This is a genomic window from Streptomyces sp. NPDC001914 (assembly GCF_042891215.1).
Classification (GTDB): domain Bacteria; phylum Actinomycetota; class Actinomycetes; order Streptomycetales; family Streptomycetaceae; genus Streptomyces.
The window spans coordinates 511,257-527,758 of record NZ_JBIASW010000002.1 but is presented as its reverse complement, the minus strand read 5'-3'; the positions used below and the strand labels follow the sequence as shown (position 1 = coordinate 527,758).

The 16,502-nt window shown below is 72.1% G+C and carries 14 protein-coding genes; 9 read left to right on the top strand and 5 right to left on the bottom strand.

All coding sequences use genetic code 11. The annotated features are described in order from the left end of the window. Positions 1–7: 7 nt before the first annotated feature. Positions 8–1,414 carry an adenylate/guanylate cyclase domain-containing protein gene (locus ACFYYF_RS07360; protein WP_388772327.1) on the bottom strand — a complete coding sequence of 469 codons (1,407 nt, stop codon included), beginning with the start codon at positions 1,412–1,414 and terminating at the stop codon, positions 8–10. A 323-nt stretch (positions 1,415–1,737) separates the two neighbouring features. Continuing rightward, positions 1,738–2,607 carry a biotin--[acetyl-CoA-carboxylase] ligase gene (locus tag ACFYYF_RS07355; RefSeq protein WP_388772325.1) on the bottom strand — a complete coding sequence of 290 codons (870 nt, stop codon included), beginning with the start codon at positions 2,605–2,607 and terminating at the stop codon, positions 1,738–1,740. A 165-nt stretch (positions 2,608–2,772) separates the two neighbouring features. Between ACFYYF_RS07355 and ACFYYF_RS07350 the strand changes: the two genes are divergently transcribed. From ACFYYF_RS07350 to ACFYYF_RS07335, 4 genes are all read left to right on the top strand, one after another. Beyond that, positions 2,773–4,365, top strand: a complete 1,593-nt coding sequence (locus ACFYYF_RS07350) for an acyl-CoA carboxylase subunit beta (protein WP_361691371.1) — start codon at positions 2,773–2,775, stop codon at positions 4,363–4,365. A gap of 33 nt (positions 4,366–4,398) precedes the next feature. Then, positions 4,399–4,608, top strand: a complete 210-nt coding sequence (locus ACFYYF_RS07345; protein ID WP_103554379.1) for an acyl-CoA carboxylase epsilon subunit — start codon at positions 4,399–4,401, stop codon at positions 4,606–4,608. 135 nt (positions 4,609–4,743) lie between these two features. Further along, entirely contained in the window at positions 4,744–4,872 is a 129-nt protein-coding gene (mmpB, locus tag ACFYYF_RS07340; RefSeq protein ID WP_388772321.1) for a morphogenic membrane protein MmpB, read from the top strand. Between the two features lie 51 nt (positions 4,873–4,923). Further along, complete coding sequence (locus ACFYYF_RS07335; RefSeq protein ID WP_361691377.1) at positions 4,924–5,544, top strand: nucleoside triphosphate pyrophosphatase; 621 nt, start codon at positions 4,924–4,926, stop codon at positions 5,542–5,544. Between the two features lie 482 nt (positions 5,545–6,026). On the opposite strand, the gene ACFYYF_RS07330 is transcribed toward ACFYYF_RS07335, so the two are convergent. After that, the gene (locus tag ACFYYF_RS07330; protein WP_388772317.1) at positions 6,027–6,632 is read right to left on the bottom strand and encodes a hypothetical protein; all 606 of its coding nucleotides are present in this window, start codon (positions 6,630–6,632) and stop codon (positions 6,027–6,029) included. A 400-nt stretch (positions 6,633–7,032) separates the two neighbouring features. Here ACFYYF_RS07330 and ACFYYF_RS07325 point away from each other — a divergent pair, with 400 nt between their 5' ends. After that, positions 7,033–8,805, top strand: a complete 1,773-nt coding sequence (locus ACFYYF_RS07325; protein WP_361691383.1) for a biotin carboxylase N-terminal domain-containing protein — start codon at positions 7,033–7,035, stop codon at positions 8,803–8,805. 344 nt (positions 8,806–9,149) lie between these two features. Beyond that, entirely contained in the window at positions 9,150–9,767 is a 618-nt protein-coding gene (locus tag ACFYYF_RS07320; RefSeq protein WP_388772314.1) for a TetR/AcrR family transcriptional regulator, read from the top strand. Positions 9,768–10,198: 431 nt separating this feature from the next. On the opposite strand, the gene ACFYYF_RS07315 is transcribed toward ACFYYF_RS07320, so the two are convergent. Both ACFYYF_RS07315 and ACFYYF_RS07310 read right to left on the bottom strand, forming a co-directional pair. Then, entirely contained in the window at positions 10,199–11,167 is a 969-nt protein-coding gene (locus ACFYYF_RS07315) for a DeoR/GlpR family DNA-binding transcription regulator (RefSeq protein ID WP_361691386.1), read from the bottom strand. 166 nt (positions 11,168–11,333) lie between these two features. After that, a complete protein-coding gene (locus ACFYYF_RS07310) occupies positions 11,334–12,782 on the bottom strand; it encodes an NAD(P)H-quinone dehydrogenase (protein ID WP_388772310.1) in 1,449 nt (482 codons plus the stop codon). A 107-nt stretch (positions 12,783–12,889) separates the two neighbouring features. On the opposite strand from ACFYYF_RS07310, the gene ACFYYF_RS07305 reads away from it, so the two are divergent. From ACFYYF_RS07305 to ACFYYF_RS07295, 3 genes are all read left to right on the top strand, one after another. After that, a complete protein-coding gene (locus tag ACFYYF_RS07305; protein WP_361691392.1) occupies positions 12,890–13,327 on the top strand; it encodes a gamma-glutamylcyclotransferase in 438 nt (145 codons plus the stop codon). A gap of 306 nt (positions 13,328–13,633) precedes the next feature. Next, positions 13,634–14,458: a purine-nucleoside phosphorylase gene (locus ACFYYF_RS07300; RefSeq protein ID WP_361691395.1), complete on the top strand. Its 825-nt coding sequence runs from the start codon at positions 13,634–13,636 to the stop codon at positions 14,456–14,458. Positions 14,459–14,543: 85 nt separating this feature from the next. Beyond that, positions 14,544–16,175 carry a phospho-sugar mutase gene (locus ACFYYF_RS07295; RefSeq protein WP_361691398.1) on the top strand — a complete coding sequence of 544 codons (1,632 nt, stop codon included), beginning with the start codon at positions 14,544–14,546 and terminating at the stop codon, positions 16,173–16,175. Positions 16,176–16,502: the final 327 nt, after the last annotated feature.

Below are 16,502 nucleotides of genomic sequence, written 5' to 3'. Positions count from 1 at the left end.
CGAGGGGCTACGCGTCGTCGGACCGGCGGGCCAGCAGCCACGGCTCGATGACGCCGAGACCTCGGACGGGCCGCTGCCACATCGGCTGGAGCGCGAAACGGTACGAGGGGGGTTCCTCGCCCTCCTTCTCCGCCGCGGCCGCCGCCTCGGCGGCCTCCGCCTCGGAGGCGGGCGCGTCACCGGTGCGGGTCAGCTCCTCGGCGAACGCGCCGTCGACGAGGACGGCGTCGCGCGGCGCTATCGAGGTGAGCCGGCTCGCCAGGTTCACGGTCGTACCGAACACATCGCCCATCCGGGTGGTGACCGTGCCGAAGGCGATGCCGACGCGCAGCTCCGGCATGGTCTCGTCGTTGGCCATCGTTTCGATGAGCCGCAGCGCGATCTCGGCGGCGACACCGGCGTCGTCCGCGGAGTAGAGCACCTCGTCGCCGAGGGTCTTGATGAGCCGGCCCCCGTGGGCGGCGACCAGGTCGGCCGCGGTGGTCTCGAAGGCCTCGACGAGCTCGCCGAGCTCCTCCTCCTCCATGCGGCGCGTCAGCCGCGTGAAGCCGACCAGGTCGGCGAAGCCGACGGCGAGACGGCGGTCGACCATCTCCTCGTCGTCCGCCGCCTGCACGACCCGGCCGGTGGCCGCGGCGAGCTGACGGCGCCAGACGTAGACGAGGAACTCCTCCAGCTCGGGCAGGAGCAGTTCGATCAGGGGGTACGTGACCTCGGTGCGGGTCATTCCCGGCTCCGGGGGCTCGGTCAGGCCCTCCAGGAAGGAATCGATCTGCCATTCGGCCAGACGGGCGGTGGTCTGTCCCGTGGAGCGGGCGACCTGCACGGCCATGGCCTCGCTCAGCAGGCCCGCCTCGACGAGACCGGCGAGGCGGCGCAGGGCCAGCACGTCGGCCTCGGTCAGCGCCTTGGCCTGGCCGATGTCCGCGAAGCCCATGGCCCGCCAGAAACGGGAGGCCAGCTCCATGGAGACGCCCGCGCTGCGGGCCGCCTGGAACGGGGTGTACCGCCGCTCGGCGCCGAGGATCAGCCCCTCCAGGCGCAGCGCGAGCGGGTCGTCCTCGGATTCCGGTTCGGCCTGGGGGTCCACCCGGCCGTTCGCCTCGTGGCGTGCGTCGGGCCGGACGTCCGGCCGCGCACCGCCGCCCTGGCCGTCCCCGCGGGGGTCGCTGCCCGTGGCGTAGCGGTCGTCCCCGGGACGGCCGCCTCCCGCGTCCTGGCGGTCGTCCGGACGGTGGTTCGGGTGGTTCGGGCGGGTGCCGGTCCCGGCGTCGGGACGGGCGTCCTGCCGGGCCTCGCCGGCCGCGGCGGCCCGTGCGGATGTCGCGTCCGTGACCGGCCCGGCCGTACGGCCGGGCTCGCCGCCGGGGGCGGGGTGGGCACCCGTGCCGGAGCCGGTGTCGTCGACGGTCACTCCTGCTGCCCTTCCGATCTGCCGTGGTCAGGTTCGACCGCGCTCAACTCTACGGCAGGTGTGCGCTGGCTCACTCCCGATGGCGGGACCGGGGCCGACGACGGCGCCGAAGGACTGGACCACTCGCCGTCCCGTGCCGCCCCACGCCCCCGCCGGCCCACACCCCGCCCCACCCGCCGCACCGGGCCGCCGGGCCTCCCGGCGCCCGGTCGGGGCGTGACGCGTCGGGGCGTCGCGCCATGGCGTGCGTCGGGGTGTCGGGTCATGGCGTGCTTCGGAGCGCGCGTCGGGTGTCGGGTCATGGCGTGCGTCGGGGCGCCGGCTCAGGCGGGGCGCAGGTGCACCACGTCTCCGGCCCCCACCGGCTCCCGGGTGCCGTCCGCGGTCGCGATGACGAGCCGGCCGTCCCCGTCCAGGGCCACCGCCTCACCGACGACCGCGCGGCCGCCGGGCAGTTCGGCCCGCACCGAGCGTCCGAGCGTCGCGCAGCCCGCCGCGTACGTCTCCTGGAGGCCGGAGGCGACGGGGTCGCCGCCCGCGTCCCGCCAGCGCACGTACCACTGCTCCAGGGAGCGCAGCACGGCCCGCAGCACGGTGTCACGGTCCGTGGTCGTCGCGCCCGCCATCACCAGCGATCCGGCGCCGGGCACGGGCAGTTCGTCGGCGCGGAGCGAGACGTTCACGCCGATCCCGACGACGACCGCGTCGCTTCCCGCGCGCTCGGCGAGGATGCCGCCGGCCTTGCGTTCCTCACCGTCCACGGTGACCAGCAGGTCGTTGGGCCACTTGAGTGCCGTGTCGACCCCGGCGGAGCGCGAGAGGGCCGTGGCGACGGCGACTCCGGTGAGAAGCGGCAGCCAGCCCCAGCGTTCGACGGGGACTCCGGCGGGCTTCAGCACCACGGAGAAGAAGAGGCCGGAGCGGGCCGGAGCGGTCCACTGGCGGTCCAGGCGTCCGCGCCCGGCGTTCTGTTCCTCGGCGACGAGGACGGCACCCTCGTCGGCTCCCTTCTCACCGGTGACGAGCGCGGCCAGGTCGGTGTTGGTCGACCCGGTCCGTTCCACCACCTCCACGTCGCACCACAGGCCGCCGTCGCGGACCAGCGCCCTGCGCAGGGCGGCCCCTTTCAGCGGCGGGCGGTCCAGGTCGGACCACCGGTTGTCGTTCGCGTCTGCTGCATCTCGCGGCGTCATGCAACCCAGCCTAGGTGTGGTAAACGCCGCACTGCCGATCGGTAGGCCCGCCACTACGCTACGGATGAGTAGCAAGCCCCCCTTCTGAGCACCCGCTTCTGAGCACCGCGTTTTCCGAGCAGTCACCCTCACGTCCCCTTAGATCAGGCAGGGAGCCGCAACCCGATGTCCGAGCCGGAAGAGCTGCACCACCCCGACATCCACACCACCGCGGGCAAGCTCGCGGATCTGCAGCGCCGCATCCAGGAAGCGACGCACGCCGGCTCGGAGCGCGCCGTCGAAAAGCAGCACGCCAAGGGCAAGTTGACGGCTCGTGAGCGCATCGAACTGCTGATGGACGACGGTTCCTTCGTGGAGTTCGACGAGTTCGCGCGGCACCGGTCGACCGACTTCGGACTGGAGAAGAACCGCCCGTACGGCGACGGTGTGGTCACCGGCTACGGCACCGTCGACGGCCGCCCGGTCGCCGTGTTCTCCCAGGACTTCACCGTGTTCGGCGGTGCTCTCGGCGAGGTCTTCGGCCAGAAGATCATGAAGGTGATGGACTTCGCGCTGAAGACCGGCTGCCCGGTCATCGGCATCAACGACTCGGGCGGCGCCCGGATCCAGGAGGGCGTCAGCGCTCTCGGCATGTACGGCGAGATCTTCCGCCGCAACGTGCACGCCTCGGGTGTCATCCCGCAGATCAGCCTGGTCGTCGGCCCCTGCGCGGGCGGCGCGGTGTACTCGCCGGCCATCACGGACTTCACGGTGATGGTCGATCAGACCTCGCACATGTTCATCACGGGACCGGACGTCATCAAGACGGTGACCGGTGAGGACGTCGGCTTCGAGGAGCTGGGCGGCGCCCGGACGCACAACGCCGTGTCGGGTGTGGCCCATCACATGGCGGGCGACGAGAAGGACGCGATCGAGTACGTCAAGCAGCTCCTGTCGTACCTGCCGTCCAACAACCTCAGCGAGCCCCCGGTGTTCCCGGAGGAGGCGGACCTCGCCCTCACGGACGAGGACCGCGAGCTGGACACGATCGTGCCGGACAGCGCGAACCAGCCGTACGACATGCACGCGGTGATCGAACACGTCCTGGACGACGCCGAGTTCTTCGAGACGCAGCCGCTGTTCGCGCCGAACATCCTCACCGGCTTCGGCCGGGTCGAGGGCCACCCGGTCGGCATCGTCGCCAACCAGCCGATGCAGTTCGCCGGTTGTCTGGACATCGACGCGAGCGAGAAGGCCGCGCGGTTCGTGCGGACCTGCGACGCGTTCAACGTGCCCGTCCTGACCTTCGTGGACGTGCCCGGCTTCCTCCCGGGCGTCGACCAGGAGCACACGGGCATCATCCGCCGCGGCGCCAAGCTGATCTACGCGTACGCCGAGGCGACCGTCCCGCTGATCACGATCATCACCCGCAAGGCCTTCGGCGGCGCCTACGACGTCATGGGCTCCAAGCACCTGGGCGCCGACCTCAACCTGGCCTGGCCCACCTCCCAGATCGCGGTCATGGGCGCGCAGGGCGCGGTGAACATCCTGCACCGCCGCACCATCGCGGCCGCCGAGGACCAGGACGCGACCCGGGCCCGGCTGATCCAGGAGTACGAGGACACGCTGCTGAACCCCTACACGGCGGCCGAGCGCGGCTACATCGACGGCGTGATCATGCCGTCGCAGACCCGCTCCCACGTCGTACGCGGTCTGCGTCAGCTCCGCACGAAGCGGGCATCACTGCCTCCGAAGAAGCACGGCAACATCCCGCTCTAGAACCCCCCGCAGACCCGGATCCTGGGAGCAGACATGACGATCAAGGTCGTACGGGGCAATCCGACCCCGGAGGAGCTGGCCGCCGCACTGGCGGTGGTCCGCGCACGCGCCGCGGCGGTGGCGTCCGCCCCGTCCGGCGCGTCCGGACCGCGTGACTCCTGGTCCGACCCCGCCCGCATCGCCGCGCACCGGCTCCCGCAGCCGGGCCCGACGTCGTGGGGCCGCAGCTACTGGCCGGGCTAGCCCGCGCCGGCACGCGACACCCCTTGATGCCCCCGTGGACCCTGTCCACGGGGGCATCTCGGTTTCACAGGATGTCCGCAAGTTGAGTACGGGTACTCAGGCGCCGAAGGGCCCTCCCGTCGCACGATCGGGAGCATGCTGTGGTCCGACCCCGAGAACGAACCCCCCGAGGATCTCCGCGACATGCAGGACATGCTGCGGCGCCTGGGCGTTCTCCTGGCGCTGGCCATGGTGGTCGCCATGATCCTGGTGGGCGTCCGCTGAACCTGCCCGGCAGCCGAGGCACGGGCGGATCGGCGCCGATACCCTGATCGCATGACCGATCAGCCGCGCCGCCGTCTCGTCCTCGCCTCCCAGTCTCCCGCCCGGCTCAATCTGCTGCGGCAGGCCGGACTCGACCCCGAGGTGATCGTCAGCGGGTTCGACGAGGACGCCGTCACCGCTCCGACCCCCGCCGAACTGGCCCTCGCGCTGGCCGAGGCGAAGGCGTCCGTCGTGGCGGCGCGCCCCGAGGTCCAGGGCGCGCTGGTGATCGGCTGCGACTCGGTGCTGGACCTGGACGGCCAGGCGCTCGGCAAGCCCGCCGACGCCGAGGAGGCCACCGCGCGCTGGAAGGCGATGCGCGGCCGGGCGGGCACGCTCCAGACGGGGCACTGCGTCTGGGACACCGCGCAGAAGCGGTGGGAGTCCGCGATCGCCTCGACCGTGGTCCGCTTCGGCGAACCCACCGACGAGGAGGTCGCCGCGTACGTCGCCTCGGGCGAACCCCTGCACGTGGCGGGCGCGTTCACCCTGGACGGCCGCTCGGCTCCCTTCATCGAGGGCATCGACGGCGACCACGGCAACGTCATCGGCATCTCACTGCCGCTGATCCGCCGGCTGCTGCGCGAACTGGGCGTGGGCATCACGGAGTTGTGGACACCCAGGGAGGCCTGAGAACCACGGCCCCGGGCGCCCGGCCAACACGACCCGCGGCCCGGCCACTCCGGGAACGTCCTTACGGCACAGGGTGGTTGATCAACGGATGGGTCCCGCAGCGACACGGGGCGGTTGAGACGCGGTCGCGTGCCCCGCACGGCACGGGTGGTTGAGACGCGGACACGCCCCCGTACGGCACGGGGTGGTTGAGGCACGGACACGCCCGTACGCCGAGCGTCCGCGCATCGGTGCGTCCGCGCATCCGTGGATCCGTGCGTCCGTAGCTCAGAACTCCGGACACCCGGCCGCCGGCACGTCTAAGGCCCCGGACGCCCTGCCGCTCAGGCGCCCGAGCCGCCAGGCACGGCAAGGCACCTCCGAGGCCACCCGGACGTCGGCGCACCCGACTCCGGGCACGCCTGAGCGCCCCGGCACCCGGGGACGGCGTCGCCGGAACGCCCGAGGGCGGCCGGAGAAGCCGGGAGAGCGGCGGGAGGCCGTCAGGAGGCCGAAGGAGCCGCCGCCGCGACCGCGGGTTCCTGCTCGACGGCGTCCACGGCCTCGACGCTCGCAGCCTCGGCACCCTTCGGCTCGGCGGCCTTCCCCAGGTCGACGGTCCCCGCGGCGACGCCTTCGCCCGCACGGGTGCTCTCGTCCGCGTCGGCGCTCCCGTCGGCTCCCGTGTCCCCGGCGTCGGCCGCGTCGCCCTCGCCGTCACCCGTTCCGCCGGCCTCCGGCGCGGCGTCGACGGGGCCGGTCTCGCGGCCGTCGTACGCCAGAAGGGTGAACACGATCAACGCGAGCCCCACCATCATGAAGGTGAATGCTCCCCAGCCCACCAGGCCCACCGTGAAGGCGCCCAGCAGGACGTGCACCACGGCGGCGCTGATCAGCAGGACACGCCCGAACACGCCCGGGGGGCGCTGCCGGAGCGCGACCAGCAGGGCCGACACGGCACAGGCCAGGAAGTAGAGGCCGAAGACCAGTCCGCCGATCTTCGACGACCGCGCCATCATGTCGGAGTCGAGCCCGGCCATGGACATGTCCTGGCGGTCGACCACCACCCCGAGGAACCAGTTGAGGAGAGCGATACCTATCGCCTCCACGAAAAGCACGATCGCCGCCACCCACACCAGCGGTCTCCGTACCACCGGCCCCACCCACTTCCGCGTGCTGTTACCCCAAGTACGACTCAGACATCCCGAACGCTACTAACGGGTAAACCCAGGGACAAGGGTTCCGCCCAGGGCAAAGAATCGTTGGGCCATTCGTAGGGACTCGACAAAGAATCGTTGTGGGCCGCAGCACGGAGTCACAGAGACCTTGGCCACACCGGAGGGCTAGGGTTCAGGGAAGGATTCCCGCGTGCCTTGGCACGACAAGGGTTTTCGCGGGTAGGGCGAGCCTCGTATCACGCTCCGTGTGGGCAAGCTCACCACTGGGGACAGCTCGAAGTGTCGTGTTGGCTGTCCCTAAACTCGGCTTGTTTTCAAGGAGGGAGCCATCGTGCGCAAGGTGCTCATCGCCAACCGTGGCGAAATCGCTGTCCGCGTGGCCCGAGCATGTCGGGATGCCGGGATCGCGAGCGTTGCCGTGTATGCGGAACCGGACCGGGACGCTCTGCATGTCCGTGCGGCGGACGAGGCGTTCGCGCTGGGCGGTGACACTCCGGCCTCCAGTTACCTGGACTTCGCCAAGGTGCTGCAGGCCGCCAAGGACTCGGGCGCGGATGCCATCCATCCGGGTTACGGCTTCCTTTCGGAGAACGCGGACTTCGCCCAGGCCGTTCTCGACGCGGGCCTGATCTGGATCGGTCCGCCGCCGCAGGCGATCCGCGACCTGGGTGACAAGGTCGCCGCCCGGCACATCGCGCAGCGCGCGGGCGCGCCGCTGGTGGCCGGCACCCCGGATCCGGTCTCGGGTGCCGAGGAGGTCGTCGCGTTCGCCGAGCAGCACGGTCTGCCGATCGCGATCAAGGCCGCCTTCGGCGGCGGCGGACGCGGCCTGAAGGTCGCCCGCACCCTGGAAGAGGTACCGGAGCTGTACGACTCGGCGGTGCGCGAGGCCGTCGCGGCCTTCGGGCGCGGCGAGTGCTTCGTGGAGCGCTACCTCGACAAGCCCCGGCACGTGGAGACCCAGTGCCTGGCCGACCAGCACGGCAACGTGGTCGTCGTCTCCACCCGTGACTGCTCGCTCCAGCGCCGCCACCAGAAGCTGGTCGAGGAGGCTCCCGCCCCGTTCCTCTCCGAGGCGCAGGTGGCGGAGCTGTACGCGTCCTCCAAGGCGATCCTGAAGGAGGCCGGCTACGTCGGCGCGGGAACCGTGGAGTTCCTGGTCGGCATGGACGGCACGATCTCCTTCCTGGAGGTCAACACCCGCCTGCAGGTCGAGCACCCGGTCACCGAGGAGGTCGCCGGCATCGACCTGGTCCGCGAGATGTTCCGCATCGCGGACGGCGAGGAGCTGGGCTACGGCGATCCCGAACTGCGCGGCCACTCCATCGAGTTCCGCATCAACGGCGAGGACCCGGGCCGCAACTTCCTGCCCGCCCCCGGCACGGTCACGGCCTTCGCCGCGCCGACCGGCCCCGGTGTCCGGCTGGACGCGGGTGTCGAGTCCGGCAGTGTCATCGGCCCGGCCTGGGACTCCCTGCTCGCCAAGCTGATCGTCACCGGCGCCACCCGCAAGCAGGCCCTGCAGCGCGCCGCTCGCGCGCTGGCCGAGTTCACCGTCGAGGGCATGGCCACGGCGATCCCCTTCCACCGCGCGGTGGTCGAGGACCCGGCGTTCGCCCCCGAACTCACCGGCTCCGAGGACCCGTTCACGGTCCACACCCGCTGGATCGAGACCGAGTTCGTCAACGAGATCAAGCCGTTCGCCGCCCCGGCCGACGCCGAGACCGACGACGAGCCCGGCCGCGAGACGGTGGTCGTCGAGGTCGGCGGCAAGCGCCTGGAGGTCTCGCTCCCGGTCTCGCTGGGCATGTCGCTGGCCCGCACCGGTCTGGCCGCCGGCGCCAAGCCCAAGCGTCGCGCCGCGAAGAAGTCCGGCCCGGTCGCCTCGGGCGACACCCTCGCCTCCCCGATGCAGGGCACCATCGTCAAGGTGGCCGTCGAGGAGGGCCAGGAGGTCAAGGAGGGCGACCTGATCGTCGTCCTCGAGGCCATGAAGATGGAACAGCCCCTGAACGCGCACCGCTCCGGCACCATCAAGGGCCTGAGCGCGGAGGTCGGCGCCTCCGTCACGTCCGGCGCCCCCATCTGCGAGATCAAGGACTGAGACCGAGCACCGAGGCCGAGCACCGAGGCCAGGGACTGAGGCCGACGGCCGCAGTCGAGGGCTGAGGCCGACAGCCGAGGTCAAGGGCTGAGATCAAGGGCCGATCGGCACGGACGGGCTTCGCGCCCGTCCTGTCGCCTCCGAAGCGCCCGGTGGACCGCGACCGCGGTACGCCGGGCGCTTCGCCGTACGGGGTGGAACGGGCCCGCGGCGGCGCTCGCCCTCCCGCGCAACCGTCCATGATGCTTCGAGCCGTCCGGCCCGGAGCCCGCGGGCGTCCGCCCGAGAGCCGCCGGTGGCATCCTGGAGCGCAGCCGGACGGTGGGAGAGGGCAGGTGGAGGCCATGGTGGGCGCGACCGCGAAGGAGCGGGCCGGGACGTCCGGCCCCGCCCAGGACCCAGGAGCGCCGCGGGTGATGCGGGCGGACGCCCGGCGCAACCACGGACGGCTGCTCGCGGAGGCGCGGGCGGCGTTCGCCGAGCACGGCACCGACGCGTCCCTGGAGGACGTGGCCCGGCGCGCGGGCGTCGGAATCGGCACGCTGTACCGGCACTTCCCCAATCGCCACGCCCTGATGAGCGCGGTCTTCGAGGACGCCGTGAGCGATCTGCTGGCCCGCTCGCGCGAGTTGCTCGACGCTCCGCAGCCGTGCACCGCGCTGGTGGAGTGGCTGCGCGAGATCGTCTCGCACGCGGGTGCGTACCGAGGACTCGCGCGCGCCCTCATGTCGGCCTCGCAGGACGACGGTTCGCACCTCGCCCGGTGCAGCGGCCCGATGCGTGAGGCGGGCGGCGCGCTGCTGCTCCGCGCCCAGGAGGCGGGGGCCGTACGCCCCGACGTGTCGATCGGGGACCTTCTCCAGCTGACCAACGCCATCGCGCTGGCGGCAGAGGAGACGCCGGCCGACCCCGCGCTGGCCGACCGTCTGCTGAACCTGACACTGCGCGGCCTGAAGCCCTGAACGGGCCTGGCCCCCGGCGAACCTGACGCCGTGAAGGCACCCGCCCGCGAGGACCGGGACGCCTTGAGGCGACCTGACGCCTCATGCCGGCCTGCCCACACGGAACTGGGACGCCTGACCGACCCGCCCGCGGAAACCGGGGGCGCCTTGGCGGCGTGCCCGCAGGATCCGGGACGCCTCAAGCCGGCCTACCCCTGGACCCGAGACGCTTCAAGCCGACCTGCCCCAGGATCGGGACGCTTCAAGCTGGCCTGCCCCGGGATCCGAGACGCCTCAAGCCAGCCTGTCCGCGGAACCCCGGGACGCGGTGAACCGGCCTCCCGTGGAGGGCGACGCCGTGAACCGGCCCGGCTCGCGGTCCGGACCCGTGAGCCGGTGGAGCCGGTCGGCCGAAGGAATCGGCCGTCCGCGTCGGCGTCCCGCGGCGTCGCTCAGCGACGTCGCAGATCGGCCACTCGTGCGCGTTCGGCCGGGGGCTGGTCCCCCATCACCGTCGCGCTCCGTAGTTGCGGCCCCGAGCCCGGGACCACCTGGCCGCGGCGCGGACCCGGGAGCGGTACGTCCCGACGCGGCTGGCGCCCCGCCGGGAGCGGATCCCCTCCCGCACCCCCCGACGCCGATGACCCGGCCACCGCGATCTGCACGCCCTGATCGGCCAGTGCCTGCAGTTCGGTGGCGGCCCGGTCGTCATGGGCGGGCGGCTCGTCCGTGACCAGCCGGGTGATGAGGTCGGTCGGCACGGTCTGGAACATGGTGTCCGTCCCGAGCTTGGTGTGGTCCGCGAGGACCACGACCTCCGCGGCGGCCTGGACGAGAGCGCGGTCCACGGACGCCGAGAGCATGTTGGACGTGGAGAGTCCGCGCTCGGCGGTCAGACCGCTCCCGGAGAGGAACGCCCGGGAGACGCGCAGCCCTTGCAGGGACTGCTCCGCACCCGAGCCGACCAGGGCGTAGTTGGAACCGCGCAGGGTGCCACCGGTCATCACGACCTCCACGCGGTTGGCGTGGGCCAACGCCTGGGCCACCAGAAGGGAGTTGGTGACGACGGTCAGACCGGGCACCCGCGCGAGCCGGCGGGCCAGCTCCTGCGTGGTGGTCCCCGCCCCCACCACGATGGCTTCGCCCTCTTCGACGAGACCCGCGGCGAGATCGGCGATGGCCGTCTTCTCGGCGGTCGCGAGATGCGATTTCTGCGGAAAGCCGGACTCCCGCGTGAACCCGCCCGGCAATACCGCACCGCCGTGCCGGCGGTCGAGGAGTCCTTCTGCCTCCAGCGCGCGCACGTCCCGCCGTACGGTCACTTCGGAGGTCTGGACGACGCGGGCGAGCTCACGGAGCGACACGGCCCCATTCGCTCGCACCATTTCGAGGATCAATTGGCGACGTTCTGCAGCGAACACGAAACTGACAGTAACCCCAACGACCGTCTGCTTTCAGCAGTTTGCGCCGAATAACAGAAGTTGTTCGCATGGCGGGGTGCTCAGTGGTATACGTGCCCACTCCGGGCATCCCCGCACCGCGCCGCGCCACCAACTCCCTGTGACCAGCGGGGAGTCGGCACAGGTGTCAGCCCTCGCCGTTGGTCTTCCGAGTGTGGAGCTGGCGTGCCACCTCGGCGATCGAGCCGGACAGGGACGGGTACACGGTGAACGCGTTCGCGATCTGTTCGACCGTCAGATTGTTGTCGACCGCGATCGAGATCGGATGGATGAGCTCCGAGGCGCGCGGGGAGACGACCACACCGCCGACGACGATGCCGGTGCCGGGGCGGCAGAAGATCTTGACGAAGCCGTCGCGGATGCCCTGCATCTTGGCGCGCGGGTTGCGCAGCAGCGGCAGCTTCACGACCCGGGCGTCGATCTTGCCCCCGTCGACGTCCGCCTGCGTGTAGCCGACCGTGGCGATCTCGGGGTCGGTGAAGACGTTCGAGGAGACCGTCTTCAGGTTCAGCGGGGCCACCGCGTCGCCGAGGAAGTGGTACATGGCGATGCGGCCCTGCATGGCGGCGACGGACGCGAGGGCGAAGACGCCCGTCACGTCACCGGCCGCGTACACGCCCGGGGCGGTGGTGCGCGAGACCTTGTCGGTCCAGATGTGCCCGGAGTCGCGGACCTTGACGCCGGCCTCCTCCAGGCCCATCCCGCTGCTGTTCGGGATGGCGCCCACGGCCATCAGGCAGTGCGTGCCGCTGATGACCCGGCCGTCGGCGAGCGTGACCTCGACCCGGTCGCCGACGCGCTTGGCGGACTCGGCGCGGGAACGGGCCATGACGTTCATGCCGCGGCGGCGGAAGACGTCCTCCAGGACGGCGGCGGCGTCCGGGTCCTCGCCCGGCAGCACGCGGTCGCGGCTGGAGACGAGGGTGACGCGGGAGCCGAGCGCCTGGTAGGCGCCGGCGAACTCGGCACCGGTGACACCGGAACCGACCACGATGAGCTCCTCGGGCAGCTCGTCGAGGTCGTAGACCTGGGTCCAGTTCAGGATGCGCTCGCCGTCCGGCTGCGCGTCGGGCAGCTCGCGCGGGTGCCCGCCGGTGGCGATGAGCACGGCGTCGGCGGTGAGGGTCTCCTCGGTGCCGTCCGCGGCGCTCACGACGACCTTGCGGGAGCCGTCCAGGGACTGCATGCCCTCCAGGCGTCCGCGGCCCCGCAGGACCCGGGCGCCGGCACGGGTCACCGAGGCGGTGATGTCGTGCGACTGGGCGAGCGCGAGGCGCTTCACACGGCGGTTGACCTTGCCGAGGTCGACACCGACCACACGGGCGGCCTGCTCCACGTGCGGGGTGTCGTCGGCGACGATGATCCCCAGCTCCTCGTACGAGGAGTCGAAGGTCGTCATCACCTCGGCCGTGGCGATGAGAGTCTTCGACGGCACGCAGTCGGTGAGCACCGACGCCCCGCCGAGACCGTCGCAGTCGACGACGGTCACCTCCGCGCCGAGCTGCGCGGCCACCAGCGCCGCTTCATATCCGCCGGGTCCGCCACCGATGATCACGATCCGAGTCACGTACTCCATTGTCCCGCACGCTTCAAGGTGCTTCCGCCCAGGGGCCCCGAGTCCGGCGCATCCGAGCCACTTTGTTACGCGAGAGGCCCGCGTGCCGCTGACGTACCCTCGACCACATGTCGCTCTACGCCGCGTACGCCGGCAATCTCGACCCGCGGCTCATGACGCGCCGCGCCCCGCATTCGCCGCTGCGCGCGACGGGCTGGCTGAACGGCTGGCGGCTGACCTTCGGCGGCGAGCACATGGGCTGGGAGGGGGCGCTGGCCACGATCGTCGAGGCGCCGCGGTCCCAGGTCTTCGTGGCGCTGTACGACATCGCCCCGCTGGACGAGGACTCCATGGACCGCTGGGAGGGCGTCGGCCTCGACGTCTACCGCCGGATGCGTGTACGTGTGCACACACTGGAGGGTGAGGAGGGCGCGTGGGTCTACGTACTGAACGGGTACGAGGGGGGACTGCCCTCGGCGCGTTATCTGGGCGAGATCGCGGACGCCGCCGAGTCCGCGGGGGCGCCGCACGACTACGTCATGGAGCTCCGCAAGCGTCCCTGCTGACGCCCGCTCCACCGGCGCGCCCCGCCGCTCCGCGAGGGAATCCCCGCCGCTCCGCGGCGTCTTCCCGCACCCGTCCGGCCGTCCCGCTCCGTGGCGAGGGCGCACTCGTCGCCCCGCCGCGCCGCGGCGTGTCCCCCACCCGCGCGCCCGTCCCGCCCCCTCGCGCCGGGAGCCTCGTGGTGACCTCACAGCGGTCTCACAGCTCCGTCCGCCTCGCGCATTTGTCGGAAACGACAAGACAACGATCGCAAGACCGTGAGCACTGTCATCTACGCGCGTAGGCACAAACCGGCTACGCTCTTGCGCGTGAACGCATCTCTTCTTCCGGACGACATCCAGGGCGACCCGCACGCCGCCGCCGACGCCGCCGCCACGCGCCTGCGTGAGCTGACGGGCGCCGAGACCCACGACGTGGCCCTCGTGATGGGCTCCGGCTGGGCCCCCGCGGTGGACGCCCTCGGTACCCCCGAGGCCGAGTTCCCCGTCACCGAGCTGCCCGGCTTCCCGCCGCCGGCGGTCGAGGGGCACGGCGGCAAGATCCGCTCGTACCGGATCGGCGACAAGCGCGCCCTGGTCTTCCTCGGCCGTACCCACTTCTACGAGGGCCGCGGCGTCGCCGCCGTCGCGCACGGTGTCCGTACCGCCGTCGCCGCCGGCTGCAAGACCATCGTGCTCACCAACGGCTGCGGCGGTCTGCGCGAGGGCATGCGCCCCGGTCAGCCCGTGCTGATCAGCGACCACATCAACCTGACGGCCACCTCGCCGATCGTCGGCGCGAACTTCGTCGACCTCACCGACCTGTACTCGCCGCGGCTGCGCGCGCTGTGCAAGGAGGTGGACCCCTCCCTGGAGGAGGGCGTCTACGCGCAGTTCCCCGGCCCGCACTACGAGACCCCCGCCGAGATCCGGATGGCCCGTGTCATCGGCGCCGACCTGGTGGGCATGTCGACGACGCTCGAGGCCATCGCCGCGCGCGAGGCGGGCGCCGAGGTGCTCGGCATCTCCCTCGTCACCAACCTCGCCGCCGGCATGACGGGCGAGCCCCTGAACCACGAGGAAGTCCTCCAGGCGGGCCGCGACTCGGCCGCGCGCATGGGGGAACTCCTGACCCAGGTGCTGGATCGTCTGTAGGCGACAGGGTCGCGCGTCCCCGGGGCCGGGGGCTGAACGACCCGGGCACACGGAAGCCGTACGACCGAAGAGAGGTGCACCCCAGGTGCAGGACGACATCGTCGCGCGGGCCGAGGCGTGGCTGGCCGAGGACCCCGACGCGGAGACCCGTGACGAACTCGCCAAGCTCGTCGAGGCGCAGGACGTCGCCGAGCTGACCGCCCGCTTCAGCGGGACGCTCCAGTTCGGCACCGCGGGTCTGCGCGGTGAGCTCGGCGCGGGGCCGATGCGGATGAACCGCAGCGTGGTCATCCGGGCCGCGGCCGGACTCGCCGCCTACCTCAAGGCCAAGGGGCAGACCGGCGGACTCGTGGTGATCGGCTACGACGCCCGCCACAAGTCCGCCGACTTCGCCCGCGACACGGCGGCCGTGATGACGGGCGCGGGCCTGCGGGCCGCCGTCCTGTCCCGGCCGCTGCCCACCCCCGTCCTCGCCTACGCCATACGGCACCTCGGCGCGGTCGCGGGCGTGGAGGTCACCGCCAGCCACAACCCGCCCCGGGACAACGGCTACAAGGTCTACCTCGGCGACGGCTCGCAGATCGTCCCGCCGGCCGACGCGGAGATCGCCGCCGGGATCGACGCGGTCCGCGCGCTGGCCGACGTGCCCCGCCCCGACTCCGGCTGGGAGACCCTCGGCGAGGAAGTCCTGGACGCCTACCTGGCCCGTACGGACGCCGTCCTCGCCGAGGGCTCGCCGCGCACGGCCCGTACCGTCTACACGGCGATGCACGGCGTCGGCAAGGACGTGCTGCTCGCGGCCTTCGCCCGGGCCGGGTTCCCGGAGCCGGTGCTCGTCGCCGAGCAGGCCGAGCCCGACCCGGACTTCCCGACCGTCGCGTTCCCCAACCCGGAGGAGCCCGGCGCGATGGACCTCGCCTTCGCGGCGGCCCGCGCGGCGGAACCCGACCTGATCATCGCCAACGACCCGGACGCCGACCGGTGCGCCGTGGCCGTGAAGGCCGGCGCCGACTGGCGCATGCTGCGGGGCGACGAGGTCGGCGCGCTGCTCGCCGAGCACCTGGTGCGGCGCGGGGCGCGCGGTGTCTTCGCCGAGTCGATCGTCTCCTCCTCGCTGCTCGGCCGGATCGCCGAGGGCGCCGGCCTGCCGTACGAGGAGACGCTCACCGGCTTCAAGTGGATCGCCCGCGTCGAGGGACTGCGCTTCGGGTACGAGGAGGCGCTCGGCTACTGCGTCGACCCCGAGGGCGTACGCGACAAGGACGGCATCACCGCGGCCCTCCTGATCACCGAGCTGGCCTCGGAGCTCAAGGAGCAGGGCCGGACCCTGCTGGATCTCCTCGACGACATCGCCGTCGCGTACGGGCTGCACGCCACCGACCAGCTCTCGGTGCGGGTGGAGGACCTCTCGGTCATCGCGGACGCCATGCGACGGCTGCGCGAGCAGCCGCCCACGGAGCTCGCCGGCCTCGCCATCACCCGGGCCGAGGACCTGACCCGGGGGACGGACAAACTGCCGCCCACGGACGGCCTGCGCTACACCCTGGACGGCGCGCGGGTCATCGTCCGGCCGAGCGGCACCGAGCCGAAGCTGAAGTGCTACCTGGAGGTCGTGGTGCCCGTCGGCGGCCACGACGAGCTTCCGGCGGCGCACGCGAAGGCGGCCGAGCTGCTGTCGGCGATCAAGCGGGACCTGTCGGCGGCGGCCGGCATCTGAGTCGATGCTCCGGGGTGGGAGCGGTGCTCTTCGGTGCGAGCGGTGCTCTCTGGGGAGAGCGGTGCTTCTGGGTGGGAGCGGTGCTCTCCGATAGGAGCGGTGCTTCCGGGTGAGAGCGGTGCTCTCCGGTGCGAGCGGGGCTTCTGGCCGGGAGTGCTGCTCTCCGGTAGGAGCGGTGCTTCGGGGTGAGAGCGGTGCTCTCCGGCGAGGGCGGCGCTTGCTGGGAGGAGCGGTGCTCTTTAGGGAGAGCGGTGCTTCCCAGTAGGCGCAGCGCTCTCCAGGGAGGGCGGTGCATTCCAGTGGGAGCAGCACTCTCCGGGGAGAGCG

What these genes read in the sequence shown, in the direction of transcription:
- ACFYYF_RS07310 (WP_388772310.1), bottom strand. Translation starts at nt 12,782, where the DNA reads ATGGAGTACGTGACTCGGATCGTGATCATCGGTGGCGGACCCGGCGGA.
- ACFYYF_RS07350 (WP_361691371.1), top strand. Translation starts at nt 2,773, where the DNA reads ATGTCCGAGCCGGAAGAGCTGCACCACCCCGACATCCACACCACCGCG.
- mmpB (WP_388772321.1), top strand. Translation starts at nt 4,744, where the DNA reads ATGCTGTGGTCCGACCCCGAGAACGAACCCCCCGAGGATCTCCGCGAC.
- ACFYYF_RS07355 (WP_388772325.1), bottom strand. Translation starts at nt 2,607, where the DNA reads ATGACGCCGCGAGATGCAGCAGACGCGAACGACAACCGGTGGTCCGAC.
- ACFYYF_RS07305 (WP_361691392.1), top strand. Translation starts at nt 12,890, where the DNA reads ATGTCGCTCTACGCCGCGTACGCCGGCAATCTCGACCCGCGGCTCATG.
- ACFYYF_RS07345 (WP_103554379.1), top strand. Translation starts at nt 4,399, where the DNA reads ATGACGATCAAGGTCGTACGGGGCAATCCGACCCCGGAGGAGCTGGCC.
- ACFYYF_RS07335 (WP_361691377.1), top strand. Translation starts at nt 4,924, where the DNA reads ATGACCGATCAGCCGCGCCGCCGTCTCGTCCTCGCCTCCCAGTCTCCC.
- ACFYYF_RS07320 (WP_388772314.1), top strand. Translation starts at nt 9,150, where the DNA reads ATGGTGGGCGCGACCGCGAAGGAGCGGGCCGGGACGTCCGGCCCCGCC.